The following is a 21,832-nucleotide window of genomic DNA, read 5'->3' as shown; positions in this document are numbered from 1 at the left end:
CGACCTTGCTTTGACGCGGCGGTCAACCTAGCCCCTCCTTTATAAGCCTTCCGTGATGTAGTCACACTGCGGTAAATCAGCCGCCGCGGCGGCGAAATGGATCTAGACCGCCTCGCCGCGCAACTCGGCCAGCCCGTCCTCGTAGGCGCGGTCGAATAGGGATTCCAGCCGCGCGTCGGTGCCGCGCAGGCCGGCGACGACCGCGTGCGCCCATTCGAAATATTCTATCTTGCGCTCCAGCGGCCAGTCGGCGGGCGGGCTGTGCGCCATGGAGCGCAGGTTGGACACCTTGTCGGCCAGCTTCACCAGCTTGGCGCGGGGCGACGCGGTGGGGGCGGCGTCGATCTGGCGCTGCTTGCGCTCCGCCTTGCGCAGGCGCTTGTCGTCGGTGGTCTCGGCGACGACGCCGGCGACCTCCGCCCCGAAATGCTGCTCGATCTCTTCATAGGAGGCGTCGGTGTCCTCCAGCGTGTCGTGCAGCAGGGCGGCGATGACCACCACCGGGTCCTTGCCCGCCGTCGCCTCGGCGCACAGGAACGCCACCTCCGACAGATGGTTGAGGTAGGGCTCGGCGCGCACGCCCTTGCGGCGCTGGTCGATGTGCTTGTGCGCGGCGAACTCCAACGCGCGGGCGAAGTCGAGAAGGGCTGTCATGGCGTTCCTGGCGGGTCGGCGCTACGATGGGGACGGATGGGGACGGAACCCCACGGGGGGAAGCGGCATGTTCACGGGTTTCTTCTTCGAACTGCGCAAGGCGGGCGTGCCGGTCTCGCTGAACGAGTATCTGACGCTCATGGAGGCCATGAAGCGCGGCGTCGCCGACTTCCGCGTCGAAGACTTCTATTACCTCAGCCGGGCCTGTCTGGTGAAGGACGAGCGCAATCTCGACCGCTTCGACCGCGTGTTCGGGCAGGTCTTCAAGGGGCTGGAAGGGGCGGAGGGCGCCGGGGGCGACGAGGTCCCCGTGGTCGACCTGCCGGAGGAATGGCTGCGCAAGCTGGCCGAACGCTTCCTGACCGAGGAGGAGAAGGCGCAGATCCAGGCGCTGGGCGGCTGGGAAAAGCTGATGGAGACGCTGGCGGAGCGGCTGGCGGAGCAGAAGGGGCGGCATCAGGGCGGTTCCAAATGGATCGGCACCGCGGGCACCTCGCCCTTCGGGGCCTACGGCTACAACCCGGAGGGCGTGCGCATCGGCCAGCACGAATCCCGCCACCGCCGCGCCGTGAAGGTGTGGGACAAGCGGGAGTTCCGGAATCTGGACGATCAGGTCGAGATCGGCACCCGCAACATCAAGGTGGCGCTGCGCCGCCTGCGCAAGTTCGCCCGGACCGGGGCGGCCAGCGAGCTGGACCTGCCGGGCACCATCCGCGCCACCGCCAGCAACGCCGGCTGGCTGGACCTGAAGATGGTGCCGGAGCGGCACAACGCGGTGAAGGTGCTGCTGTTCCTCGACATCGGCGGCTCCATGGACGACCACATCCGGCTGGTGGAGGAGCTGTTCTCCGCCGCGAAGGGCGAGTTCAAGCATCTGGAGCACTTCTACTTCCACAATTGCGTCTATGAGAGCGTGTGGCGCGACAACAAGCGCCGCCACGAGGAGCGCACGCCGACCTGGGACGTGCTGCACACCTATCCCGCCGACTATAAGCTGGTCTTCGTCGGCGACGCGGCGATGAGCCCCTACGAGATCGTCTATGCCGGCGGCAGCGTCGAGCATTGGAACGAGGAGCCGGGGCAGGTCTGGCTGCAGCGGCTGCTGTCCGTCTACAGCCGCGCCGTCTGGCTGAACCCCGCACCGGAACGCCTGTGGGGCTACACGGAGAGCACCCGCATCCTGCAACGGCTGCTGAACGGGCGCATGTACCCGCTGACTTTGCAAGGGCTGGACGCCGCGATGCGGGAACTGGTGCGGTAGAACCGTCCGGACGCCGGCTTCACGACATCCCGATCGGACCGAACGGCGTTTGCCGGAGTGCGGCCCCGTTCACGCCGCCGCTTTGGGCCGGGCGGCGTCCGGAGGTGCAACCGGAGGGGGAATTTTCCGATGCGCCGCGCACCATGACCGGCGGCGGCGTTATTATAAATTGTGGAATCCTGTAAACATGCCAATAACCGGAAGCTTGCGCGGGGCCGTTAAGACTTTGGAAGCTTTTCGGACCCGTATTGCTTCCCGATACAAGTCGGGGCGCCTTTATAGAAGTTTTAAACATTGTGGCTCGTTTATGCGGCATCTTCGCAACATTGCCCGGAAAACGATGTGCGCGGATCGTTATCCCTTGATCGCGCGGGCTGGCGATACGAAGCATGCGGCTTCGTGAATACACCGTGCAGCAATGGGGATAAGGGGCAATGGAGGGGGTTCTCGCGCGCATCAGCATCAGCGCCAAGGTCTACAGTGTCGTCGCAATCCTGGGACTGGTGGCTGCCGTGGTTGGAGGGGTTGGCTTCTTCGGAATGCAGACCTACGACGACAGGGTCGACAGCATTCAGAACTGGTCCGAGCGTGCGCTGCTCAGCGAGCGGATCAATGGGGTGATCTATAAGGTCGTCATGGAAAGCCGCGGCGTCTATGCCGCGGACACCACCACGGACGCCACCCCCTACGCGAAGAACATCTTCAGCGCCACCAGAGACCTGGAAACGCTCATGGGGGAACTGGAGGCGCTCCTGCCTCCGCAGGCCATGACCGAATTCCGGGAAGCCGAGCAGGCAGCGCAAGCCTTCGTCATGCACCGCAACGAGCTTGCCCGCCTCGGCGTTGAAACCGGCCCCGCGGAGGCGCGCAAGCACGGCGACACCACTGAGGGGCGCGCGATCCGCAACAAGCTCGGCCAGATCATGGAGGCGGCGTCCGAGCGGAACATGCAGGGCATCGCCAAGGCCAACGAAGAGTTGGGCGCTCTGAACAGCCTGATGACGACCCTGATGCTGGTCGTCGGCATCGGCGGGGGACTCGGTGCGCTGGCGCTGAGCATCCTGGTCGCCCGCAACGGGATCTCCCGCCCGATCTCCGGGATCACCGACACCATGGTGCGTCTGGCGCAGGGCGAGACCTCCGTGGCGGTGCCGGGCCTCGGCCGCGGGGACGAGATCGGCGGCATGGCCAAGGCCGTGGCGGTCTTCAAGGACAACGCCATCGACCGCGAGCGCATGATGGCCGCCGAAGAGGCGGAGCGCCGGGCCAAGGAGCGGCGCACCCACGCCGTCGAGGAGCTGGTCCAGTCCTTCGACCGCAACGTCTCCGGCATCCTGCGCACCGTCGCCTCCGCCGCCACGGAGCTGGAGGCCACGGCGCAGAGCATGCTGACGACCGCCGACCGGACCAAGGGGCAGGCGGCCAACACGGCGGCGGCGGCCGAGCAGGCCTCGGTCAACGTGCAGACCGTCGCCGCGGCGACCAACGAGCTGAGCGCGTCGATCAACGAGATCAGCGGTCAGGTGACCCGCTCCACCAGCATCGCCAGCCACGCGGTGGGCGAGGCGCAGCAGACCAACGAGCGCGTCCAGGGCCTCGTCGCGCAGGCGCAGCGGATCGGCGACGTGGTGAAGCTGATCACCGACATCGCCAGCCAGACCAACCTTCTGGCGCTCAACGCGACGATCGAGGCGGCGCGCGCCGGGGAGGCCGGCAAGGGCTTCGCCGTGGTGGCGTCGGAGGTGAAGAACCTCGCCAACCAGACCGCCAAGGCGACCGAGGAGATCGCCTCCCAGATCGCGTCGATGCAGGAGGCCACCGGCGGGGCGGCGGCGGCCATCAACGGAATCGGCGACACCATCGGCACCATCAGCGAGATCGCCACGATCATCGCCTCGGCGGTGGAGGAGCAGGGCTCGGCGACCGGCGAGATCGCCCGCAACGTGCAGCAGGCCGCGCAGGGCACCCATCTGGTGACCACCAACATCACCGAGGTCAGCGACGGCGCCAGCCAGACCGGCTCCGCCGCCACCCAGGTTCTGGGCGCCGCCGGGGAGCTGTCCCGCCAGTCGGAGGTTCTGCGGACGGAGGTGGAGCGCTTCCTGGCGGGCATCCGCGCCGCGTAAGGGGGCGCGTCCAGGGTCGGCGGGGGGTGTCGGGACACGCCCCCCGCCCATTCTCATCCTGAACGGACCGAACGGCGTTTGCCGGACCGAAATCCCGTTTTTATCGTCACGCCCAATTCGTGTTCGAATGGAGGGGAACCGTGGCGAAATCCTATCTGGCGTCCTGGAAGAAGGCGAAGGACCGCTTCGAGAAAGCGACGGGCAAGAAGAAGCCCGACCCCAAGAGCCGTTTCGGCAAGCTGTTCAGCAAGATCAACTCGACCGGCCTGGAAGGCGCGCTGAAGAGCTACGACGCCGCCACGACCGTGCAGGATGCCCAGAAGCACGCCCGTGCCTTCCAATCCGCGGCAAGCGGCTACATCCCCACGCTCGACGCGGCGGGCAAGGCGGCCAAGCAGGACGGCGACACTGTCTACGCCGAAGCCTGCGCCGACATGGTGGCGTCGCTGAACAAGATCGCCGGCAGCGTCGTGACGGATTTGGAGCGGTTCGACGATCTGCCGAAGACCATCGACGGCTATTTCAAGTCGCCCTACTGGTTCAAGCTTCTGCACAAGATGGCCAAGCAGGAAATGTCGCTCGAGAATGTCGAACTCTACGACAAGATCCTGAAAGGCAAGCTGTCGAAGGCGGACCCGGCGGAGGAGGCATACAAGGAATATGTGGCCGTCCGCTCGCCCAAGGAGGTGAACATCGGGTCGGGAACCCGGAGCGCCTGCAAGAAGTGCGCGGATCAGGGTGCCTGGACCGCCATGCCCTGGGACAAGGTGGCGAAGGATCTGGGCGTCAATCTGGCCGACACCATCGGACGCCTGCAAAGCGCGCTCGCCAAGGGCGAGATCTGACGGCCGATGGCCGGCTGACGCGGTCAGGTTGATTCGGTCAAGGTGATGCGGTCAAGTTGACGGGGCGGGCCTCCGCCGTCACTTTGAAGGCTCGGCTTTCTAAAGGGACGGCATCGGGAGGCACCGCCATGTACATCGCCATGAACCGTTTCCGCGTGCGTCCGGACTCGGAGCAGGACTTCGAGGAGGTCTGGCTGAACCGCGAGGTCCATCTGAACAAGGTCCCCGGCTTCGTGGAGTTCCATATGCTGCGCGGCCCGCGCTACGAGGACCACCGCCTCTATTCCTCGCACACCGTCTGGGAGTCGGAGGCGCATTTCCAGGCCTGGACCCGCTCGGAGGAGTTCCGCGCCGCCCATCGCGGGGCGGGGGACCGCAAGCCGCTGTATCTCGGCCCGCCGCAGTTCGAGGGCTTCGAGGTTATTCAGACCGTGGTGGGGCAGACCGTGGGGCGCGAGGGCTGAGGCGCCGGGTGCGCTCAGCCTTTCAGCGCGTCCTCGTCGCCGATCAGGCGGTGGGCGATGGCGACGGTGATCAGGCCGGCGAGCAGCAGGCCGTACTGCCACAGGCTGGACCAGTCGCCCGTCTGCACGTCGCCCGCCACCGCCTGGACCGGCCGCACGATCAGCTGCCGCAGCAGCGTGATCATCGCCACCTCCAGGAAGACCCGCAGGTGGAAGCGGTTGGTCCGCACGTAATCGACCTCCGCGGAGATCAGCGCGGACAGCGTCCAGACGATGAACAGCACGCCGAGCGCGTGCAGGAAGCCGTGCGCCAGCTGGTCCTTCTGGAAGGCCGCCCAGGCCTCCACGAAGAATTCCCAGACGACCATGGCGCTCGCCGCGACCAGGGCGATCGCCAGGACGACGTGCAGCAGCCCGTTGAAGGACTTCAGGGCGCGGATCAGGCCCTGTTCGAGAAGCGAGTTGGACGGGGCGCGGGGGAGCGATTGCAGCATCGGGGCGGGTCGCAAGGTCGAAGGGTGCGGGAAGATAGAAGCCCAACCCGGCGGACGCCCCCGCCGTTTTGCCATTGCCGCCATGGGGAAAACGCAAGCATTGCAGATCAGCGTCAAGTCGCCGCATCAATGGTCCCGGCTTTGCAGGTGGAGAAAATCACCGGCCATTGAACTCCGGGCCTGATTTCGTCTAGGGTCGCCGCGGTCCCTCCGGCTTCGTTCCTTCGAGGGCTCCCCCAGGAGTGAATGGATGCGCGAAACCACCCCCATCACGGTCGCCCGCGGCGACGGCATCGGTCCGGAGATCACCGACGCGGTGCTTCACGTGATGGAGGCCGCCGGCGCCCGCCTGAAGGTGGAGGAGGTGCCGGCGGGCGAGCAGGTCTACCGCCGCGGCCATCTGGGCGGGCTCGACGCCGCCGGCTGGGGGTCGATCCGCCGCACGCGGGTCTTCCTGAAGGGGCCGATCACCACGCCGCAGGGTTACGGCAACAAGTCGCTGAACGTCACCGCGCGGACCACGCTGGGTCTGTTCGCCAACGTGCGGCCCTGCGTGTCCCACCATCCCTACGTCCGCACGCGGCACCCGCGCATGGACGTGGTCATCATCCGCGAGAACGAGGAGGACCTCTACGCCGGGATCGAGCACCGCCAGACCGACGACGTGATCCAGTCGGTCAAGCTGATCTCCCGGCCGGGGTCGGAGCGCATCGTGCGCTACGCCTTCGACTACGCCCGCGCCAACCACCGGCGCAAGGTGACGGCCTTCGTCAAGGACAACGTCATGAAGATGACGGACGGGCTGTTCCTGAAGATCTTCAACGAGATCGCCGCCGAATATCCGGAGATCAAGGCCGACCACCTGATCGTCGACATCGGCGCCGCCCGTCTGGCCGACCAGCCGGAGCGCTTCGACGTGATCGTGACCCTGAATCTCTACGGCGACATCGTGTCCGACATCGCCGCCCAGATCACCGGGTCGGTCGGGCTGGCCGGCTCCGCCAACATCGGCGACGCCTGCGCCATGTTCGAGGCGATCCACGGCTCGGCGCCGATGATCGCGGGGCAGGGGATCGCCAACCCGTCGGGCCTTCTGATGGCCGGGGTGATGATGCTGGTCCACATCGGGCAGGGCGACGTGGCGGGGCGCGTCCACAACGCCTGGCTCAAGACCATCGAGGACGGCATCCACACCGTGGACATCTTCAACCGCGGGGTCAGCCGCCAGCGCGTCGGCACCCATGCCTTCGCGAACGCGGTGGTGGAGCGGCTGGGCCAGATGCCGGTGACCCTGCCCACCGTCGGCTACGCCGTCACGGCGCGGCCCGCCTACGAGTCCGGGGTGCGGCTGTCGCCGCGCCGCAAGGCGGTGAAGGAGCTGGTCGGGGTGGACGTGTTCCTGCATTGGCCGGGCGGCAACCCGGACGAGCTGGCCGGGCTGGTCCTGCCGGTGGCCACCCCGGCGCTGCGGCTGTCGAGCATCTCCAACCGTTCGCAGAAGGTCTGGCCGGAGGGCAACATCGGCGTCTTCTGCACCGACCACTGGCGCTGCCGCTTCCTGGCGCCGGAGGGCGTGGCGGTCGGCCATCCCGACATCGTCGAGCTTCTGTCGGGTCTTGCCCGCGCCGGGCTGGATTTCACCCAGACCGAGAATCTGTGCAACTTCGACGGCAAATCCGGCTTCTCGGCCACGTAACGCGCGAAGCGGCGGAATAATCCGTCCCCGCCGGGCGTCCAGACGGGCAGGACATCCTTCCAAGGGGAGCGCCGCCGCATGCCTCTGCCAAAGCCGCCTCCCGATCCCCCGCCAGCGGACGGTCCGGTGGACGAGCGGGCCATCGCCGCGCAGGTGCCGCGGCTGCGCCGCTACGCGGCGGCGCTCGCCGGCAACCTGTCCGACGCCGACGACCTCGTGCAGGATTGCGTCGAGAAGGCGCTGGTCAACCGGCACACGCTGCGGGACGTCACCCGTCTCGGCGGCTGGCTGCTCTCGATCCTGCACAACCTGCACGTTTCGGGCCTGCGCTGGCGCCGCCGCCGCGGGCCGGAGGTGCCGGTGGAGGATCTCGCCAACGATCTGGCGCTCAGCGCCGCCCCCGCCGACCGGGCGGAGGTGCGGGATTTCGTGCGCGCCTTCAACCAGCTGTCGGAGGAGCACCGGGCCGTGCTTCTGCTGACCGGACTGGAGGGGCTGTCCTACCGCGAGGCGGCGGAGGTGCTGGGGGTTCCGGTGGGAACCGTCATGTCGCGGCTGGCCCGCGCCCGGGAGCGGCTGCGCGTCCTGCTGGACGGCGGGGCGGAGCAGGCGGTGAGGAGGATCAAGTGATGGACACCGAACCGGGCAGCCCGGTGACCGAGGCCGACCTGCACGCCTGGATGGATGGCGAACTGCCGGAGGAACGGCGCGGCGAGGTCGAGCGCCATCTGGCGGGCAACCCCGATCTGGCCCGCCGCTTCGAGCGCTACCGCGCCCAGCGGGCGATGCTCAAGGACACCTTCGGCCCGCTGATCGACCGTCCCTTGCCGGCGGCTCTGGTGCCGCCCTACACCCGCGCGCCGGGCCGGCCGGCGGTGCGTCCACGCCGATGGCGCCCGGCGCTCGCCGCGGCGGCCGTCCTGCTGGTCTTCGCCGCCGGCGGGGCGGGGGGCTGGTGGGCGCGCGGCTGGTCGGGCGGTGCGGCGGGCGGCGGCGCGGCTTTCGTCGCCGACGCGGTGGCCGCGCACCGGGTCTTCGCGGTGGAGGTCCGCCACCCCGTGGAGGTCGGGGCCGACCAGGAGGCGCATCTCGTGGGCTGGCTGTCCAAGCGCCTGGGCAAGCCCCTGCAGGCGCCGCGGCTGGCTTCGAAGGGCTATGATCTGGTGGGCGGGCGGCTGCTGTCGGACGCGCGGGGGCCGGCGGCCCAGCTCATGTACCAGGATGCGGCCGGTCGCCGCATCACCCTCTACATCCGTCCGGCCTCCGACGCGCCGGACACGTCCTTCCGTTTCGCGCAGGACGGCAACGTCCAGGCTTTCTACTGGCGGGACAACGGTTTGGCATGGGCGGTAACGGGTGACCTCGACCGAGTGACCCTTTCGGCCATAGCCGAGGAGGTGTACGGCGCGTTGAACTCATAACACCCACAGACTTATGCACAGGAATGTTGCTCAAGCCCCCTATCCCTCTATCCGGCCATCTGGTAGCTTGGCCGGCGTTGGGCACAAAATATTGCGCCTTATGGAAAACGGCCGTCTGGTCGGAAGGTATATTGGTTAACCAAGACACCGGTTACCGGACCACGGGAGACAGGGGATGAGTTGGACGGACGAGCGGGTTCAGCAGCTTAAGGACCTCTGGGCCCAGGGGCTGAGCGCGAGTGAAATCGCGGACATCCTGGGCGACATCACCCGCAACGCGGTGATCGGGAAGGCGCACCGCCTCGGCTTGTCGGGACGCCCGTCGCCGATCAAGAAGAAGCCGACCCGCGGTGCGACGATCCTCGCCTTGACCGAGCGCATGTGCAAATGGCCGGTTGGCGATCCGAAGCACCAGGACTTCCATTTCTGCGGCAAGCCCTCGCTGCCCGGCCTGCCGTACTGCGCCGAGCACGCGGCGGTGGCCTACCAGCCGGCGTCCTCCGGCAAGAAGCGCGACGAGGACCGCAACACCGGCGACCGCAACGTCGGCGCCGCCTAGACTCCGCCGGATTTCTCCGCCGGATTTCCGGATTTCGGGCGCTCTTCACGCGGGCGCCCGCCCGACACGGCGACTGGATCGGCAGCCGTAAAAGGAGCGCCGGTCAGATGGGCGCCGCGGTGATCGCCCACCAGCTTCCGGCGACCAGCATCGCCGAGACACCCGCCGCCGCCACGCCCAGGCCGAGACCGGCGGCGACCGCCAGACCGTCCTTCACGATCAGCCCCAGCGCGATCACCAGCACCGCCAGACCGGGCAGGGTGTTGCCGAACGGGATGGGCAGGGCGATCAGGATTCCCATCATCAGCACGAAAAGGCCCAGCGGCCGCAGCACCCCCTGATGGGTCAGCGACGGCCAGCGCGTGCGCAGCCGGGCCTCCAACCGCTCCACCAGCGGCGTCCCCTTCTCCACGATCGTTTCAAGCGTGCCGCGGGCGACGCGGCGGCGCCCGATCCAGCCCGGCAGTTCCAGCCGGTCGCGGCCGACGATCATCTGGATCGCCACCAGCACCAGCACCGTGCCGAAAACCAGGCCCGCCGGCAATCCCGGCGTCGGAACCACGGCGGGGATCGCCAGCGCCAGCAGCAGAAAGCCCGGCGCGCGGTCGCCCAGATGGCCCAGCACCTCGCCCAGCGACGGCTTGTCGCCGGTCATGCGTCCGTGCAGCCGTTTGAGCAGCGCGGACGCCCGAGCCGGCTCCTTCGTGTCCATGACCGGTCCCAACTCCCTGTTCCATCGTCGTCGCGTGGATGTGGTGGCGCGGCGGCTCACAGGAAAGGGGGGCGGGGCAAAGGCGGGGGTCAGTACTCCTCGACCTCGTGCTTCAACCGCACCAGACGGCCGCTCAGCAGCGACAGCATGAGCTGCACCACCATCTCGTGGACGATCAGTGTGTGGGTGTTGCCGCTGTCCTGCATGTGCTGGCGCAGCGCCTCGCGCACCTTCGGCACGCCGGTCACGTCGATCAGCACATCCACCGCCGCGCCGAGCCGGGCGAGGTCCATGAAGTCGGTCGTGGTGGCGACGCCGCGCGCGCGGGCGAGCCGCATGCCGGGCGCCTCGGCGTCGAGGTCGGCGACGCCCAGGATCTCGACGAAGGGCGCGTCCAGAAGCTGCGTCAGCAGGGGCGTTCCGGTTTCGCCGGCGCCGATCACGGCGATGCGGAAGATGTCCTTGGCCATGGGGAAAGTCTCGAGTTCCGGTTCGTCAGGTCCGCGCCGGCATCGCGCCGCGCAGGCAAGAAAAAAGCGGGGAGCCGAAACTCCCCGCTGCAACCTTACCTCGATCCGGCGTCCCGTTTGACCGGGACGCGTCGTCGCACCTGACGCGGCCGTCGCGTTACGTCCAGGCCGCGTTACGCCCAGGCGGCCATCTTCTTCTGCAGGTTCTCGTCCAGCTTGTCGAGGAACTGCTTGGTGGTCAGCCACGGCTGCTCCGGACCGATGAGGATCGCGAGATCCTTGGTCATGAAGCCCGACTCGACGGTCTCGACGCAGACGCGCTCCAGCGTCTCGGCGAACTTCACGACGTCCGGCGTGTTGTCGAACTTGCCGCGGTAGGCCAGACCCTGCGTCCAGGCGTAGATCGAGGCGATCGGGTTGGTGGAGGTTTCCTTGCCCTTCTGGTGCTCGCGGTAGTGGCGGGTCACCGTGCCGTGGGCGGCCTCCGCCTCGACGGTCTTGCCGTCCGGCGTGATCAGCACCGAGGTCATCAGGCCCAGCGAGCCGAAGCCCTGCGCCACGACGTCCGACTCCACGTCGCCGTCGTAGTTCTTGCACGCCCACACGAAGCCACCTTCCCACTTCAGGGCCGAGGCGACCATGTCGTCGATCAGGCGGTGCTCGTAGACGAGGCCCTTGGCCTTGAACTGGGCGGCGTAATGCTCCTCGAACACCTTCTGGAAGATGTCCTTGAAGCGCCCGTCATAGGCCTTGAGAATCGTGTTCTTGGTGGACAGGTAGACTGGGTAGCCGCGCTCCAGGCCGTACATGAAGCTGGAGTGGGCGAAGCCCTCGATCGACTCGTCCAGGTTGTACATGCCCATGGCGACGCCGCCGCCGGGGAAATCGAACACCTCGTGCTCGATCGGCTCGCCGCCGCCCTCCGGCACCCACTTGATGGTCAGCTTGCCCTTGCCGGGAACGACGAAGTCGGTGGCCTTGTACTGGTCGCCGAAGGCGTGGCGGCCGATGATGATCGGCTTGGTCCAGCCGGGGACGTAGCGCGGAACGTTGGAGCAGACGATCGGCTCGCGGAAGACGGTGCCGCCCAGGATGTTGCGGATCGTGCCGTTCGGCGACTTCCACATCTTCTTGAGGCTGAACTCCTTCACCCGCGCCTCGTCCGGGGTGATGGTCGCGCACTTGACGCCGACGCCGTACTGCTTGATCGCGTTGGCCGACTCGACCGTCACCCGGTCGTCGGTCTTGTCGCGGTTCTCGATGCCCAGATCGTAGTACTTCAGCTCGACGTCGAGGTACGGCAGGATCAGCTTGTCCTTGATGAACTGCCAGATGATGCGCGTCATCTCGTCGCCGTCGAGTTCGACGACCGGATTGGCTACCTTGATCTTCGTCATGGGTGCGAGTTCTCCCCGAACGGGTAGGGGTTGTCTTATGCTTGGACGCCGGGCGCGCTGTGCGAGGGCACGGGCCGGGGCGTCCATCCGAAGACGGGCCCCGGTTCCCCGGACGGAAACGGATGGCGGTTATATAGCACCGGGGCACCGCCGAAAGAAAGGACCGCGGGGCATCAAAACAGACGATATCGCGCTGAAAACGGCGCAATTTGCGCGATCTGGTCCTACCACTTGGCCTTTTCAGAGCTTTTGTGTGGGAATCTTGAGCGCGGGCTCCGGTTCATAGGCCAGCGCGGCAAAGACGTCGTCCACGTCATCGACGACGGTGTACAGCGCGCGGTGCGCCGGCTGGGTGAAACCCTGCGCCACCGTATGGTCGATCAGGCCGAGCAACGGGCGCCAGTAGCCGTCCACGTCCGCGATCACCACCGGCTTGTCGTGCAGGCCCAGCTGCTTCCAGGTCAGGATCTCGAACGCCTCGTCCAGCGTGCCGAGGCCGCCCGGCAGCACCACGAAGGCGTCGGCGCGGTCCACCATCATCCGCTTGCGGGTGTGCATGCTGTCGACGACGTGCAGCTCGGTCAGGCCGGTGTGCTCGATCTCGGCGGACTGGATGTGCTCCGGGATGATGCCGACGACCTGGCCCCCGGCGGCGAGCGCCGCGTCCGCGGCGATGCCCATCAGCCCGACGCGCCCGCCGCCGTAGACGAGCTGGATGCCCCGCCGGGCGAGTCCGTCGCCCAACATATGGGCGGCCTCCTTGTGGACAGCGGCGACGCGGCTGGATGAGCCGCAATAGACGCAGACGGAATTCGGGGCTTTCATCGCTCACCCTTTCTCGCCGAATGGGTACACGTTCCGGTGACTGTTCCGGCGCGCCCGGCGGGGTCACCTAAAGCAAGGGAATAGCAAAGCCGGGGCGGCGTCTACCCGGACATCGGACTTCAGCCCATCGGGAGGAAACATTATGGATTCGCGCGTCGTCAACGCCCTGGCCGCCATTTCGGTGGCCACGTTCCTGTTCCTCGGCTTCGGCGGCGGGATCGGCTTCCTGACCGGCGGGGGCAAGGCGAACGCGGGCGGCGCCACGGCGGTTCGGGCCACGGAAACCAGCGTCTCCGCGGCCGAGATGTCTTCGGGCGACCTGTCCTCCGGCCGCCATTCCGAGACGGTCGCCAAGCTGGACAAGTGAGCCCGCCGACGCGGGCGGGGGGACCGTGCCGCCCGGCGGCGCGAAGGCGGTGGACCGGTCCCGATGCGGCTATGCGTCTGCTCCATCGGCGGTGTTCAGTTCCGCCGCCGCAATCTGCTATCCTGCCGCCAGCCGGCGTGTCCGCCGGCAACGATGCGGCGGTGCTCCGGTGAAGCAAGCTCTCCTGTTCGGCGGTGCGGCGGCGGTGATCGCCGCTGCCGCGGTCGCGTATGTGGCCATCGATCCGGCGTCCGCGCCGGGCACCCGCGCCGGAACGGCCGGGTCCGGAACAACCGTCGCGCTGGGCAGCGTGACACCGGCCAAGCCGCCGGCCAACGCGCCCGCCCCGGCGAAAGCCGCGGAGGAGACCGCCGGTCCGCGCTTCGACATCGTGCGCGTCGCGCCGGACGGCGCCACCGTGATGGCCGGCCGCGCCACCCCGGGCTCGTCGGTGACCGTCCATGACGGGGAGCGCCCGCTCGGCTCCGTCAACGCCGACGCGCGCGGCGAATGGGTCCTGCTTCCCGACCAGCCCCTGGCCCCCGGCGCCCGTGAATTGAGCCTGTCGGAAAGAACGACGCCCGCCGCCGAGCCGACCCCGTCGGAGCGCGTCGTGGTGGTCGTGGTGCCCGACCCGCCGCCCGCCACCGGCGGGGCGTCCTCGGACGCGCCCACAGGTCCGCTGGCCGTCGCCATGCCGCGCGATGGGCTGGGCAGCACGATCCTGCAGGCTCCGAAGGGGCCGGCCGCCCCCGCCACCCGCGGCGTGGCGGCCCCGCCGCCGCCGGGCGGGGTGTCGCTGGAAAGCATGGATTACGATGCCTCGGGGCAGGTCGCCATGGGCGGCCGGGCGCAGCCGGGCAGCGCCGTGCAGCTCTATCTCGACAATCTGCTGGTCGGGAGCGCCCACGCCGACCCGAACGGCCAGTGGCGGCTGCGCCCGGAGCGCGCCGTGCCGCCGGGCGTCTACACGCTGCGCGCCGATCAGGTCACCGATTCGGGCAAGGTCACCGCCCGCGTCGAGCTGCCGGTGCAGGTGTCGGAGGTTCCGGCCAACCTGCCGGACGGCCGGTCGATGGTCGTCCAGCCCGGCAACAGCCTGTGGCGGATCGCCCGCTCCACCTACGGGCGCGGCGTGCAGTACACGCTGATCTACGAGGCCAACCGCGGCCAGATCCGCGACCCCGACCTGATCTATCCCGGACAGATCTTCGCGTTGCCGGTCTCAAACTGAAACCGGCTCGGCCCGGATCCTACAGATAGGGGGCGAGCAGGCGCAGGAAGGGCCGCGCCTGCTGGAGCGCGACCACGGTCTGGTGGATGAGATCCTCCGGCGTCGCCTGACCCTCGAACTCCGCCTCGGAGAACAGCAGGATCTTCTGGCCCTCCTGGACGAGGAAGCGGGTGCCCCGCCGGTCCTGGATGCCGCGCAGGATCGCCAGGAGCTGGCGCCGCCGTTCCGGCGACTGGGCGGTGTAGGGGATGTGGCCGATTTCCGCCCACACCTGCGAGCGCGAGGTCTCCCCGTCGAAGCTGACGGCGATGCTGAAGGGCAGCCCGTCGGCCATGAAGTGCAGCCGCGCCGGGCGCGGCGGCTGGGCGACGCCCAGCACGCCCTCGGGAGTCATCACGAAGGTGTCGGGGCTGAAGGGCAGGGCGGTCTGCGAGACCTGCGCGAGCGACGGCATGGCCTGAAGGCGGGCGGCGGGAACGGACACGGGGGCTCGCTCATTCCTGTGGTGTCGGTGGCGTTACTCTCCACCCTCCCTGCTAAAATTCTGTAAAGGGAGGGGGATGCTGTCTAGAATGCGCCGCTCCAACGATCCGAGGCTGAAGTAACCGGCGATGTCCGCCCTCAACACCGTAGTCGTTCCGATCCACCGCGCCGGCTGGCCCTTCATCGCCGCTTTCGCCGTGGTCTCCCTGATTCTCGGGCTTGCCGTGGCGAAACCGCTGGGCTGGCTGGGTCTCGTCCTCACCCTGTGGTGCGTGTATTTCTTCCGCGATCCCGATCGCGTGACGCCGACGCGCCCCGGCCTGCTGGTCAGCCCCGCCGACGGGCGCGTGACCATGATCGTTCCCGCGGTTCCGCCGCCGGAGCTGGGCATGGGCGACACGCCGCTGACCCGCGTCAGCATCTTCCTCAACGTCTTCAACGTGCACGTCAACCGCGTGCCGGCGGACGGCACGGTGATCGCGGCGGAGTACCATAAGGGCACCTTCGTGAACGCCGCGCTGGACAAGGCCAGCGAGGAGAACGAGCGCGCCGCCTTCCGCCACCGCCTTCCCGACGGGCGTGAGATTGCCTATGTGCAGATCGCCGGCCTCGTCGCCCGCCGCATCCTCTACTGGCTGAAGGCCGGCCAGGAGGTCAAGGCGGGCGAGCGGTTCGGCCTGATCCGATTCGGCAGCCGCACCGACGTCTATCTGCCGGACGGCGTGGTTCCGCTGGTCTGCGTCGGGCAGACGGCGATCGGCGGCGAGACCGTGCTGGCCGACCTGACCGCCACCGAACCGCAACGGCAGGGGGATGTCCGCCGATGAAGCGTCCGGTCTTCAAGCCGGCAGTGTTCCGCAAGCGCCGGGCGCGCCGCCCGCATCCGCGGCTGAAGGGGTTGTCGATCAACCATCTTCTGCCCAACGTGCTGACGGTGCTGGCGCTGTGCTCCGGCCTGACGGCCATCCGCTTCGCCATGCACGAGCGGTGGGAGCAGGCGGTCGTCTGCATCGTCATCGCGGCGATCTTCGACGCGCTGGACGGGCGGATCGCCCGCCTGCTGAACGGGCAGAGCAAGTTCGGCGCGGAGCTGGACAGCCTGTCCGACGTCATCAGCTTCGGCGTGGCTCCCGCCTTCATGATGTATCTGTGGGCGCTGAACGGCGCCGGCAGCCTGGGCTGGATCGCCGCCATGGCCTACGCGGTCTGCGCGGCGCTGCGGCTGGCCCGCTTCAACTCCCGCCTGGACGTCGACCTGCCGCCCTGGGCCTTCAACTACTTCACCGGCGTTCCCGCCCCGGCGGGCGCCGGTCTGGCCATCCTTCCCATGGTCATCGGCTTCGAGGCCGGTCCGGACATCGCCGGCCACCCGGCCGTCGTCGTGCCCTGGACGCTGGCGATGGGCGGGCTGATGGTCAGCACGCTGCCGACCTTCTCCTTCAAGGGCATGCGGGTGCCGACCCAATATGTGGTGCCGGGTCTGGTCGGCGTCGGCCTGCTCGCCGCCTCGCTGGTCAGCCAGCCCTGGTGGACGCTGGCCTTCCTCGGGCTGGCCTATCTGGCGAGCCTGCCCTTCTCGGTGGCGCAGTTCCGCAAGCTGCAGCACGCCGCCCAGCTGATGAAGGAGACCGAGGAGACGCCGGCGGAGGAGCCCGCGGCGGCCGCTCCGGACGCGCCGCCCCCGTCGCCTGAAATGTTGCCCGAAAAGACCAGGACGCCCTCGTCCGACTGACCAAGGACGCCCGCCGTCGCCGTCACTCGGCGGCGGCGGGCAGGTCCAGCGGCACGGTCCGTTCGGTCACGGCGACCGCGAGGACCATGGGGATCTGGCGCAGGCAATTGCCGACATGGTTTGACTCCGCGGCCACCATGCCGGTCATTTCGACCTCCACCGTCAGCTCGCCGCCCAGCAGGCGGCTGTTCAGCGACAGCGGGACGAGGCCGCGCTTGGCGAACAGCTCCAGCACGCGGGGCAGGGTGCCGGGATCGGCATCGGCCTGCACGGCGAAGCGGACGAGGCGGTTCGGATCGGTCGGACGGGATTCGGCGGCGGGCGCCGCCAGCGTGACAGTGGGCATGGATCGTTCTTACCTTGGTCTTGAGTCGATGAGTGCAGGATCAGACCTGCAGACGCGCGAAAACCCCGGCTCTCACAGGAGAACCGGGCTGCTAATTCGCAGACCCAGGGTAAGGTGACGGTCGATCATGGGCGTCAGGATAGGGCGAGGGGCGGCCATGGTCAATGGAGTCGGGACATTCCCTCTCCCGAGACGGGCGCGGGGAAGCACGCTTTCAACAGGACACGCGAAGCCATGAACGACAACGGCATCCACATCCGCCCGGCCGAGCCGGACGACGCGCCGGACCTGGCGCGGCTCATCGACATGGCCGGCGGCGGCGTCTACGAGTTCCTGCTCGACGGGCTGGTGCCCGGCCAGACGGCGGCGGAGATGCTGGTTCCGGGGCTCGCGGGCACGTCGGGGTCCTTCTCCCACCGCCATTCGGGCGTCGCGGAAGCGGCCGGGCGCATCGTCGGGGTCGCCCACGCCTATCCCGTGGACTGGATCAGGACCCAGGATTACAGCGGCCTGCCCGTCGACCGGCTGGCCCACATGGAGGATTTCAACCGGGTGCACGACTGGGGCAGCTACTTCCTCTCGGCGCTGGCCGTCGAGCCGGCGTGGCGCCGCCGCGGCGTTGCCTCCCGGCTTCTCGCCTGGGTCTACGAGCGGGCGCGCCGCGGACGGTTCGACCGGGTGACGCTGCACGTCTGGGCCGACAACGCCGACGCCCGCCAGCTCTACGCCAAGGAAGGCTTCGCCGAGATCGGCCGCGCCGACATCCCCTGGCACGAACGGCTGCCGCACCAGGGGGGAAGCGTGCTGCTCCGGCGCGCGGTCTAGGTCACTTGCCCGGCTTCAGCTGGTCGCGGGTGAGCCAGAAGACCTCGCCGAAGCTGTTGGCGGTCTCCACCCAGAAAAAGTCGAGGTCCGGATACTCGGCCTCCAGGATTTCGCGGCCGGTGCCGAACTCGCAGAGCAGGCCGCCCTCCGGCGTGAGGTGCTTGGGCGCCTCCTTGAGGATGCGGCGCACGATGTCCAGCCCGTCCTCGCCCGAGGCCAGGGCCATCTGCGGCTCGTGGCGGAACTCCGGCGGCAGGTTGGCCATCGCCTCGGCGTCCACATAGGGCGGGTTGGTGATGATGACGTCGTACTTGCGGTTCTTCAGCGGCGCGAACAGGTCGCCGTGGTGCAGGGCGATGCGGTCCTCGAAGCCGCTGTCGGCGACGTTGCGCCTCGCCACCTCCAGCGCGTCGGCGGACAGGTCCACCGCGTCCACCTGGGCTTCCGGGAAGATCTGCGCGGCCAGGATGGCGAGACAGCCGGAGCCGGTGCAGAGGTCGAGCACCCGCTCGACCTCCGTCGGGTCCTCCACCAGCGTGAAGTCGTCGCCGCCGATCAGGTCGGAGAACAGGATCTCCCCGATGTAGGAGCGCGGGACGATCACCCGCTCGTCCACATAGAAGGGGATGCCCTGGATGTAGGCCTTGTTCAGCAGGTAGGAGGCCGGCTTGCGCGTCTCGACGCGGGCGTGCAGCAGGTCGGCGACCTTGCGGCGCTCCGCCAGGGTCAGCCGGGCGTCCACATAGGGGTCGAGCTGGTCGATGGGCAGGCTCAGCCCCTCCAGCACCATGAACACCGCCTCGTCATGGGCGTTGGTGGTGCCGTGGCCGTAATCCAGGTCGGCCTCGTTGAAGCGGCTGACGCCGTAGCGGATCAGGTCGCGGACGGTGCGCAGCTCGGTCGCCGCGTCGGCGGGGGTGAGGTCCAGGGAGGGCTTGGTCACTTACAGGATCTCCAGAACGCTTTCCGGCGGACGGCCCACGCGGGCCTTGTCGCCCGTGACGACGATGGGCCGCTCGATGGCGGCCGGGTTGGCGGACAATGCGGCGATCAGGGCGTCGCCGTCGAGATCCTTGGCGATCCCGGCCTCCGCCGCCTCCTTGGCGCGCAGGATGTCGCGCGGGCCCTTGCCCAGCTTGTCCAGGATGGCCTTCAGCTCGGCGGGGGTCGGCGGGGTCTTCAGATACTCCACGACGGCGGGCTCGACGCCCCTGGACCGCAGCAGCTCCAGCGTCTGGCGCGACTTGGTGCAGCGCGGGTTGTGGTAGATGGTGACGTCGCTCATCCCGGTGTTTCCCTTGCACTTCCCAGCCATGGCTTTGCCTTCGCCAGGAATACACCCGCCCCGCGTGCGGCGCCAACCCGCCATGCGGAATGGCGGCGGCAACGCAACATCCCTCGCGTGACAAGGCCGGCGCTTGGCATTACCTTGCGCGCTCGCATTATTGGCGGCCCGCCGCGTGCGGGGCCATTCATTTCGACGGATGCCGGCCGTGACGAAGCTTTCGCTCTCCAAGGACAAGATCAACATCCTGCTGCTCGAAGGCGTTCACGACAACGCCATCAACGAGCTGGCGCATGGCGGTTACGCCACCGTGGAGCGCCTGCCGCACGCGCTGGACGAATCGGAGCTGCTGGAGCGCATCGGGTCCGTCCACATGCTGGGCATCCGTTCGCGCACCCATCTGACCGCCAAGGTGCTGGAGGCGGCGACCCGCCTGTTCAGCGTCGGCTGCTTCTGCATCGGCACCAACCAGGTCGATCTGAAGGCCGCGCGCCGACTCGGCATCCCGGTCTTCAACGCGCCCTATTCGAACACCCGGTCGGTGGCGGAGCTGGTGATCGGCGAGATCATCATGCTGATGCGCGGCATCTTCTCGAAGTCGACCCTCGTGCATGGCGGCGGCTGGATGAAGTCGGCCAAGGACTCGTACGAGATCCGCGGCAAGACGCTGGGCATCGTCGGCTACGGCCACATCGGCACCCAGGTGTCGATCATGGCCGAATCGATGGGCATGAAGGTCCGCTACTACGACGTCGTGAACAAGCTGGCGCTCGGCAACGCGCAGCCCTGCCACTCGCTGGAGGAGCTGCTGGCGGTGTCCGACGTGGTGACCCTGCACGTTCCCGACACCCCGCAGACCCGCGACATGATCGGCGAGGCGCAGATCCGCGCCATGAAGAAGGGCGCCCACCTGATCAACGCCGCCCGCGGCAAGGTCGTGGTGATCGAGGCGCTGGCCGCCGCCCTGAAGGACAAGCATCTGCTGGGTGCCGCCATCGACGTGTTCCCCAAGGAGCCGGGCGGCGACAAGGAGGTGTTCGAGAGCGCGCTGCGCGGGCTCGACAACGTCATCCTGACCCCGCACATCGGCGGTTCGACGATGGAGGCCCAGGCCAACATCGGCACCGAGGTGTCGCAGAAGCTGATCGAGTATTCGGACAACGGCTCGACCATGGGCGCCGTGAACTTCCCGCAGGTCGGCCTGCCGGTGGTCCATGCCGGCTGCACCCGCTTCCTGCACGTCCATGAGAACCGTCCGGGCGTGCTGCGCAAGATCAACGAGGTGTTCTCGGGCCGGAACCTGAACATCGCCGCGCAGTATCTCCAGACCGACCCGGAGCTGGGCTACGTCGTGGTGGATGTCGACGGCGACGTGGACGAGAACGAGGTGGCGAGCGACCTGCGCGCCATCGAGGGCACGCTGAAGGCCCGCTTCCTCTACCCGGGCAAGCGCTGAGGTCCGGCGTCGCGGCCCTTGCCCTCGGCGGGGGCCGCACCGACATAGGCGGAATGACCCTCCGCCCGTTTCGACCGCGTCTGCGCGCCGGCCTCCTGACGCTCCTGTGCCTGGGTGGCGGGGGGCTCGGCTTTTCGGCGTCCGCAGCCGCTCAAACCGGGACCGCTCAAACCGGGACCGCTCAAAGCGGAACCGCTCAATTCGGAACCGGGCAATCCGTGATCGCCCAGAGCGGGGTTGCCGCCTGTCCGGACTTCGCGCCGGCCCGCGTGGTCCTCGATCTGCAAATCGCCCCGCTGCGCACCGATTACAGCCAGTCGATCCGCCAGCTGGCCCAGAAGCCGGGGCGGCGGCCCGTCGCCGGGCGGACCGCCAACTCCCACACGCTGGGGCTGGCGGCCATCCAGTACAATCAGCAATGGCAGGCCGGCGTCATGACGGCGTCGCTGGGGCAGGGCCGCTACTGCGGCGCGGCGCAGACCCTGACCGTCACCTTCGGTTATGACGAGCGCACCGTCTATGTGGCCCGCGAGCTGCCGCAGGGCAGTTGCATCCATGGCGAGGTGCTGGCCCACGAGATGCGCCATGTCACGGTGGACGAGCAGCTTCTGCGGGAATATGTCCCGGTCTTGAAGCGCCGGCTGGAGGAGGTGGTGAGCCGCGCCCGTCCGGCCCAGGGCCGCTCCGAGCGGCAGGTCATGGCGGCGATCGAGCAGCCGATCAAGGCGGCGATGCGCCAGCTGATGGAGGAGTTCGGGCGCGAGCGGAACGCGCGCCAGGCCCGCATCGACACCCCCGCCGAATATGAGCGCATCGGCCAGTCCTGCAACGGCGAGATCAACCGCTACCTTGGGCGCGTCTGATCCCTTGGCGGCTGCGTCACCGCCGGCGTCCGCGTCCGGACGCGTGGCGGTCGATGAATTCCGGCGGCTTGCGGGACACCCAGCGCACGAAGGCGGCGATGTCCGGGTGGGCGCGCAGGCTGGCGATGGTGTGGTAATGGTCGCGCAGTTCCGCCTCGCTCAGCACCGCGTGGATCTTGGCGTGGCAGATGCGGTGCATCGTGACGGTGTCCCGCCCCCCGTAGGTGCGCGGGATCAGGTGATGCTCGTTCAGGCTGGGGCCGGGCACCATCGGACGTCCGCAGAGTGGGCAGGGCGGATGGCACGACGGTTGGTGG

General features: G+C 68.4%; 26 protein-coding genes. 15 read left to right on the top strand and 11 right to left on the bottom strand.

Annotated elements, in window-relative coordinates:
• Nucleotides 1-102: 102 nt before the first annotated feature.
• Nucleotides 103-654 carry an HD domain-containing protein gene (locus ABVN73_RS08390; protein ID WP_109070583.1) on the bottom strand — a complete coding sequence of 184 codons (552 nt, stop codon included), beginning with the start codon at nucleotides 652-654 and terminating at the stop codon, nucleotides 103-105.
• Between the two features lie 67 nt (nucleotides 655-721).
• Here ABVN73_RS08390 and ABVN73_RS08385 point away from each other — a divergent pair, with 67 nt between their 5' ends.
• The 4 genes from ABVN73_RS08385 to ABVN73_RS08370 all read left to right on the top strand — a co-directional run bounded on the left by ABVN73_RS08385 (nucleotide 722) and on the right by ABVN73_RS08370 (nucleotide 5,350).
• On the top strand, nucleotides 722-1,915 hold the full coding sequence (locus ABVN73_RS08385) for a VWA domain-containing protein (protein ID WP_353857614.1): 1,194 nt from the start codon (nucleotides 722-724) through the stop codon (nucleotides 1,913-1,915).
• 434 nt (nucleotides 1,916-2,349) lie between these two features.
• On the top strand, nucleotides 2,350-4,041 hold the full coding sequence (locus tag ABVN73_RS08380) for a methyl-accepting chemotaxis protein (protein WP_353857613.1): 1,692 nt from the start codon (nucleotides 2,350-2,352) through the stop codon (nucleotides 4,039-4,041).
• Between the two features lie 140 nt (nucleotides 4,042-4,181).
• Nucleotides 4,182-4,886, top strand: a complete 705-nt coding sequence (locus ABVN73_RS08375) for a hypothetical protein (protein WP_353857612.1) — start codon at nucleotides 4,182-4,184, stop codon at nucleotides 4,884-4,886.
• 128 nt (nucleotides 4,887-5,014) lie between these two features.
• Nucleotides 5,015-5,350, top strand: coding sequence for an antibiotic biosynthesis monooxygenase (locus ABVN73_RS08370; RefSeq protein WP_353857611.1), 336 nt, complete (start codon nucleotides 5,015-5,017; stop codon nucleotides 5,348-5,350).
• 14 nt (nucleotides 5,351-5,364) lie between these two features.
• On the opposite strand, the gene ABVN73_RS08365 is transcribed toward ABVN73_RS08370, so the two are convergent.
• On the bottom strand, nucleotides 5,365-5,844 hold the full coding sequence (locus ABVN73_RS08365; protein ID WP_014240946.1) for a phosphate-starvation-inducible PsiE family protein: 480 nt from the start codon (nucleotides 5,842-5,844) through the stop codon (nucleotides 5,365-5,367).
• A 250-nt stretch (nucleotides 5,845-6,094) separates the two neighbouring features.
• Here ABVN73_RS08365 and ABVN73_RS08360 point away from each other — a divergent pair, with 250 nt between their 5' ends.
• The 4 genes from ABVN73_RS08360 (at nucleotide 6,095) to ABVN73_RS08345 (ending at nucleotide 9,520) form a co-directional block, all read left to right on the top strand.
• A complete protein-coding gene (locus ABVN73_RS08360) occupies nucleotides 6,095-7,540 on the top strand; it encodes an NADP-dependent isocitrate dehydrogenase (RefSeq protein WP_353857610.1) in 1,446 nt (481 codons plus the stop codon).
• Between the two features lie 78 nt (nucleotides 7,541-7,618).
• Nucleotides 7,619-8,170: an RNA polymerase sigma factor gene (locus tag ABVN73_RS08355; protein WP_353857609.1), complete on the top strand. Its 552-nt coding sequence runs from the start codon at nucleotides 7,619-7,621 to the stop codon at nucleotides 8,168-8,170.
• Nucleotides 8,170-8,961 (top strand): anti-sigma factor, encoded by a 792-nt coding sequence (locus ABVN73_RS08350; RefSeq protein WP_353857608.1) that lies wholly within the window; start codon nucleotides 8,170-8,172, stop codon nucleotides 8,959-8,961. Before ABVN73_RS08355 ends, ABVN73_RS08350 begins: the two co-directional genes overlap by 1 nt.
• A 175-nt stretch (nucleotides 8,962-9,136) precedes the next feature.
• Nucleotides 9,137-9,520, top strand: coding sequence for a GcrA family cell cycle regulator (locus ABVN73_RS08345; RefSeq protein WP_094302970.1), 384 nt, complete (start codon nucleotides 9,137-9,139; stop codon nucleotides 9,518-9,520).
• A gap of 103 nt (nucleotides 9,521-9,623) precedes the next feature.
• Here the strand turns inward: ABVN73_RS08345 and ABVN73_RS08340 are convergent, their stop codons facing one another.
• The 4 genes from ABVN73_RS08340 to ABVN73_RS08325 form a co-directional block, all read right to left on the bottom strand.
• Nucleotides 9,624-10,232 carry an exopolysaccharide biosynthesis protein gene (locus ABVN73_RS08340; protein ID WP_353857607.1) on the bottom strand — a complete coding sequence of 203 codons (609 nt, stop codon included), beginning with the start codon at nucleotides 10,230-10,232 and terminating at the stop codon, nucleotides 9,624-9,626.
• Between the two features lie 89 nt (nucleotides 10,233-10,321).
• On the bottom strand, nucleotides 10,322-10,702 hold the full coding sequence (locus ABVN73_RS08335; protein ID WP_353857606.1) for an oxidoreductase: 381 nt from the start codon (nucleotides 10,700-10,702) through the stop codon (nucleotides 10,322-10,324).
• A 173-nt stretch (nucleotides 10,703-10,875) separates the two neighbouring features.
• Nucleotides 10,876-12,099, bottom strand: coding sequence for an NADP-dependent isocitrate dehydrogenase (locus tag ABVN73_RS08330; RefSeq protein WP_353857605.1), 1,224 nt, complete (start codon nucleotides 12,097-12,099; stop codon nucleotides 10,876-10,878).
• Nucleotides 12,100-12,339: 240 nt separating this feature from the next.
• Nucleotides 12,340-12,924 carry a TIGR00730 family Rossman fold protein gene (locus ABVN73_RS08325; RefSeq protein WP_353857604.1) on the bottom strand — a complete coding sequence of 195 codons (585 nt, stop codon included), beginning with the start codon at nucleotides 12,922-12,924 and terminating at the stop codon, nucleotides 12,340-12,342.
• 142 nt (nucleotides 12,925-13,066) lie between these two features.
• Between ABVN73_RS08325 and ABVN73_RS08320 the strand changes: the two genes are divergently transcribed.
• Nucleotides 13,067-13,291, top strand: a complete 225-nt coding sequence (locus tag ABVN73_RS08320) for a hypothetical protein (protein ID WP_353857603.1) — start codon at nucleotides 13,067-13,069, stop codon at nucleotides 13,289-13,291.
• 169 nt (nucleotides 13,292-13,460) lie between these two features.
• A complete protein-coding gene (locus tag ABVN73_RS08315) occupies nucleotides 13,461-14,525 on the top strand; it encodes a LysM peptidoglycan-binding domain-containing protein (protein ID WP_353857602.1) in 1,065 nt (354 codons plus the stop codon).
• Nucleotides 14,526-14,544: 19 nt separating this feature from the next.
• Here the strand turns inward: ABVN73_RS08315 and ABVN73_RS08310 are convergent, their stop codons facing one another.
• Entirely contained in the window at nucleotides 14,545-15,009 is a 465-nt protein-coding gene (locus ABVN73_RS08310) for a hypothetical protein (RefSeq protein WP_353857601.1), read from the bottom strand.
• Nucleotides 15,010-15,136: 127 nt separating this feature from the next.
• On the opposite strand from ABVN73_RS08310, the gene ABVN73_RS08305 reads away from it, so the two are divergent.
• The gene (locus ABVN73_RS08305) at nucleotides 15,137-15,835 is read left to right on the top strand and encodes a phosphatidylserine decarboxylase (RefSeq protein ID WP_353857600.1); all 699 of its coding nucleotides are present in this window, start codon (nucleotides 15,137-15,139) and stop codon (nucleotides 15,833-15,835) included.
• Nucleotides 15,832-16,740 carry a CDP-diacylglycerol--serine O-phosphatidyltransferase gene (gene pssA, locus ABVN73_RS08300; RefSeq protein ID WP_353857599.1) on the top strand — a complete coding sequence of 303 codons (909 nt, stop codon included), beginning with the start codon at nucleotides 15,832-15,834 and terminating at the stop codon, nucleotides 16,738-16,740. Before ABVN73_RS08305 ends, pssA begins: the two co-directional genes overlap by 4 nt.
• 22 nt (nucleotides 16,741-16,762) lie before the next feature.
• Here pssA and ABVN73_RS08295 read toward each other — a convergent pair whose 3' ends face one another.
• Complete coding sequence (locus ABVN73_RS08295; RefSeq protein WP_353857598.1) at nucleotides 16,763-17,086, bottom strand: hypothetical protein; 324 nt, start codon at nucleotides 17,084-17,086, stop codon at nucleotides 16,763-16,765.
• Nucleotides 17,087-17,320: 234 nt separating this feature from the next.
• Between ABVN73_RS08295 and ABVN73_RS08290 the strand changes: the two genes are divergently transcribed.
• Nucleotides 17,321-17,911, top strand: coding sequence for a GNAT family N-acetyltransferase (locus ABVN73_RS08290; protein ID WP_353857597.1), 591 nt, complete (start codon nucleotides 17,321-17,323; stop codon nucleotides 17,909-17,911).
• 1 nt (nucleotide 17,912) lies between these two features.
• Here the strand turns inward: ABVN73_RS08290 and prmB are convergent, their stop codons facing one another.
• Nucleotides 17,913-18,854: a 50S ribosomal protein L3 N(5)-glutamine methyltransferase gene (prmB, locus tag ABVN73_RS08285; RefSeq protein ID WP_103040005.1), complete on the bottom strand. Its 942-nt coding sequence runs from the start codon at nucleotides 18,852-18,854 to the stop codon at nucleotides 17,913-17,915.
• On the bottom strand, nucleotides 18,855-19,196 hold the full coding sequence (arsC, locus tag ABVN73_RS08280; RefSeq protein ID WP_353857596.1) for an arsenate reductase (glutaredoxin): 342 nt from the start codon (nucleotides 19,194-19,196) through the stop codon (nucleotides 18,855-18,857). It lies immediately after the preceding gene.
• A gap of 199 nt (nucleotides 19,197-19,395) precedes the next feature.
• Between arsC and serA the strand changes: the two genes are divergently transcribed.
• Nucleotides 19,396-20,652, top strand: a complete 1,257-nt coding sequence (serA, locus tag ABVN73_RS08275) for a phosphoglycerate dehydrogenase (protein ID WP_353857595.1) — start codon at nucleotides 19,396-19,398, stop codon at nucleotides 20,650-20,652.
• 218 nt (nucleotides 20,653-20,870) lie between these two features.
• Nucleotides 20,871-21,515 carry a hypothetical protein gene (locus ABVN73_RS08270; RefSeq protein ID WP_353857594.1) on the top strand — a complete coding sequence of 215 codons (645 nt, stop codon included), beginning with the start codon at nucleotides 20,871-20,873 and terminating at the stop codon, nucleotides 21,513-21,515.
• Between the two features lie 16 nt (nucleotides 21,516-21,531).
• Here the strand turns inward: ABVN73_RS08270 and ABVN73_RS08265 are convergent, their stop codons facing one another.
• A complete protein-coding gene (locus ABVN73_RS08265) occupies nucleotides 21,532-21,786 on the bottom strand; it encodes an HNH endonuclease (protein ID WP_353857593.1) in 255 nt (84 codons plus the stop codon).
• Between the last annotated feature and the right edge of the window lie 46 nt (nucleotides 21,787-21,832).

The sequence above is a fragment of the Azospirillum formosense genome (genome assembly GCF_040500525.1).
GTDB lineage: Bacteria > Pseudomonadota > Alphaproteobacteria > Azospirillales > Azospirillaceae > Azospirillum > Azospirillum formosense_A.
This window is presented reverse-complemented; position numbering and strand designations above follow the sequence as displayed.

Coding starts and splice junctions, on each gene's coding strand:
- ABVN73_RS08335 (WP_353857606.1), bottom strand. CDS start 10,702: ATGGCCAAGGACATCTTCCGCATCGCCGTGATCGGCGCCGGCGAAACC.
- ABVN73_RS08370 (WP_353857611.1), top strand. CDS start 5,015: ATGTACATCGCCATGAACCGTTTCCGCGTGCGTCCGGACTCGGAGCAG.
- ABVN73_RS08295 (WP_353857598.1), bottom strand. CDS start 17,086: ATGCCCACTGTCACGCTGGCGGCGCCCGCCGCCGAATCCCGTCCGACC.
- ABVN73_RS08265 (WP_353857593.1), bottom strand. CDS start 21,786: ATGGTGCCCGGCCCCAGCCTGAACGAGCATCACCTGATCCCGCGCACC.
- ABVN73_RS08345 (WP_094302970.1), top strand. CDS start 9,137: ATGAGTTGGACGGACGAGCGGGTTCAGCAGCTTAAGGACCTCTGGGCC.
- ABVN73_RS08365 (WP_014240946.1), bottom strand. CDS start 5,844: ATGCTGCAATCGCTCCCCCGCGCCCCGTCCAACTCGCTTCTCGAACAG.
- ABVN73_RS08385 (WP_353857614.1), top strand. CDS start 722: ATGTTCACGGGTTTCTTCTTCGAACTGCGCAAGGCGGGCGTGCCGGTC.
- ABVN73_RS08355 (WP_353857609.1), top strand. CDS start 7,619: ATGCCTCTGCCAAAGCCGCCTCCCGATCCCCCGCCAGCGGACGGTCCG.
- ABVN73_RS08325 (WP_353857604.1), bottom strand. CDS start 12,924: ATGAAAGCCCCGAATTCCGTCTGCGTCTATTGCGGCTCATCCAGCCGC.
- ABVN73_RS08350 (WP_353857608.1), top strand. CDS start 8,170: ATGGACACCGAACCGGGCAGCCCGGTGACCGAGGCCGACCTGCACGCC.
- ABVN73_RS08320 (WP_353857603.1), top strand. CDS start 13,067: ATGGATTCGCGCGTCGTCAACGCCCTGGCCGCCATTTCGGTGGCCACG.
- ABVN73_RS08380 (WP_353857613.1), top strand. CDS start 2,350: ATGGAGGGGGTTCTCGCGCGCATCAGCATCAGCGCCAAGGTCTACAGT.
- pssA (WP_353857599.1), top strand. CDS start 15,832: ATGAAGCGTCCGGTCTTCAAGCCGGCAGTGTTCCGCAAGCGCCGGGCG.
- serA (WP_353857595.1), top strand. CDS start 19,396: ATGCCGGCCGTGACGAAGCTTTCGCTCTCCAAGGACAAGATCAACATC.
- ABVN73_RS08290 (WP_353857597.1), top strand. CDS start 17,321: ATGAACGACAACGGCATCCACATCCGCCCGGCCGAGCCGGACGACGCG.
- arsC (WP_353857596.1), bottom strand. CDS start 19,196: ATGAGCGACGTCACCATCTACCACAACCCGCGCTGCACCAAGTCGCGC.
- ABVN73_RS08330 (WP_353857605.1), bottom strand. CDS start 12,099: ATGACGAAGATCAAGGTAGCCAATCCGGTCGTCGAACTCGACGGCGAC.
- ABVN73_RS08360 (WP_353857610.1), top strand. CDS start 6,095: ATGCGCGAAACCACCCCCATCACGGTCGCCCGCGGCGACGGCATCGGT.
- ABVN73_RS08340 (WP_353857607.1), bottom strand. CDS start 10,232: ATGGACACGAAGGAGCCGGCTCGGGCGTCCGCGCTGCTCAAACGGCTG.
- ABVN73_RS08305 (WP_353857600.1), top strand. CDS start 15,137: ATGTCCGCCCTCAACACCGTAGTCGTTCCGATCCACCGCGCCGGCTGG.
- ABVN73_RS08390 (WP_109070583.1), bottom strand. CDS start 654: ATGACAGCCCTTCTCGACTTCGCCCGCGCGTTGGAGTTCGCCGCGCAC.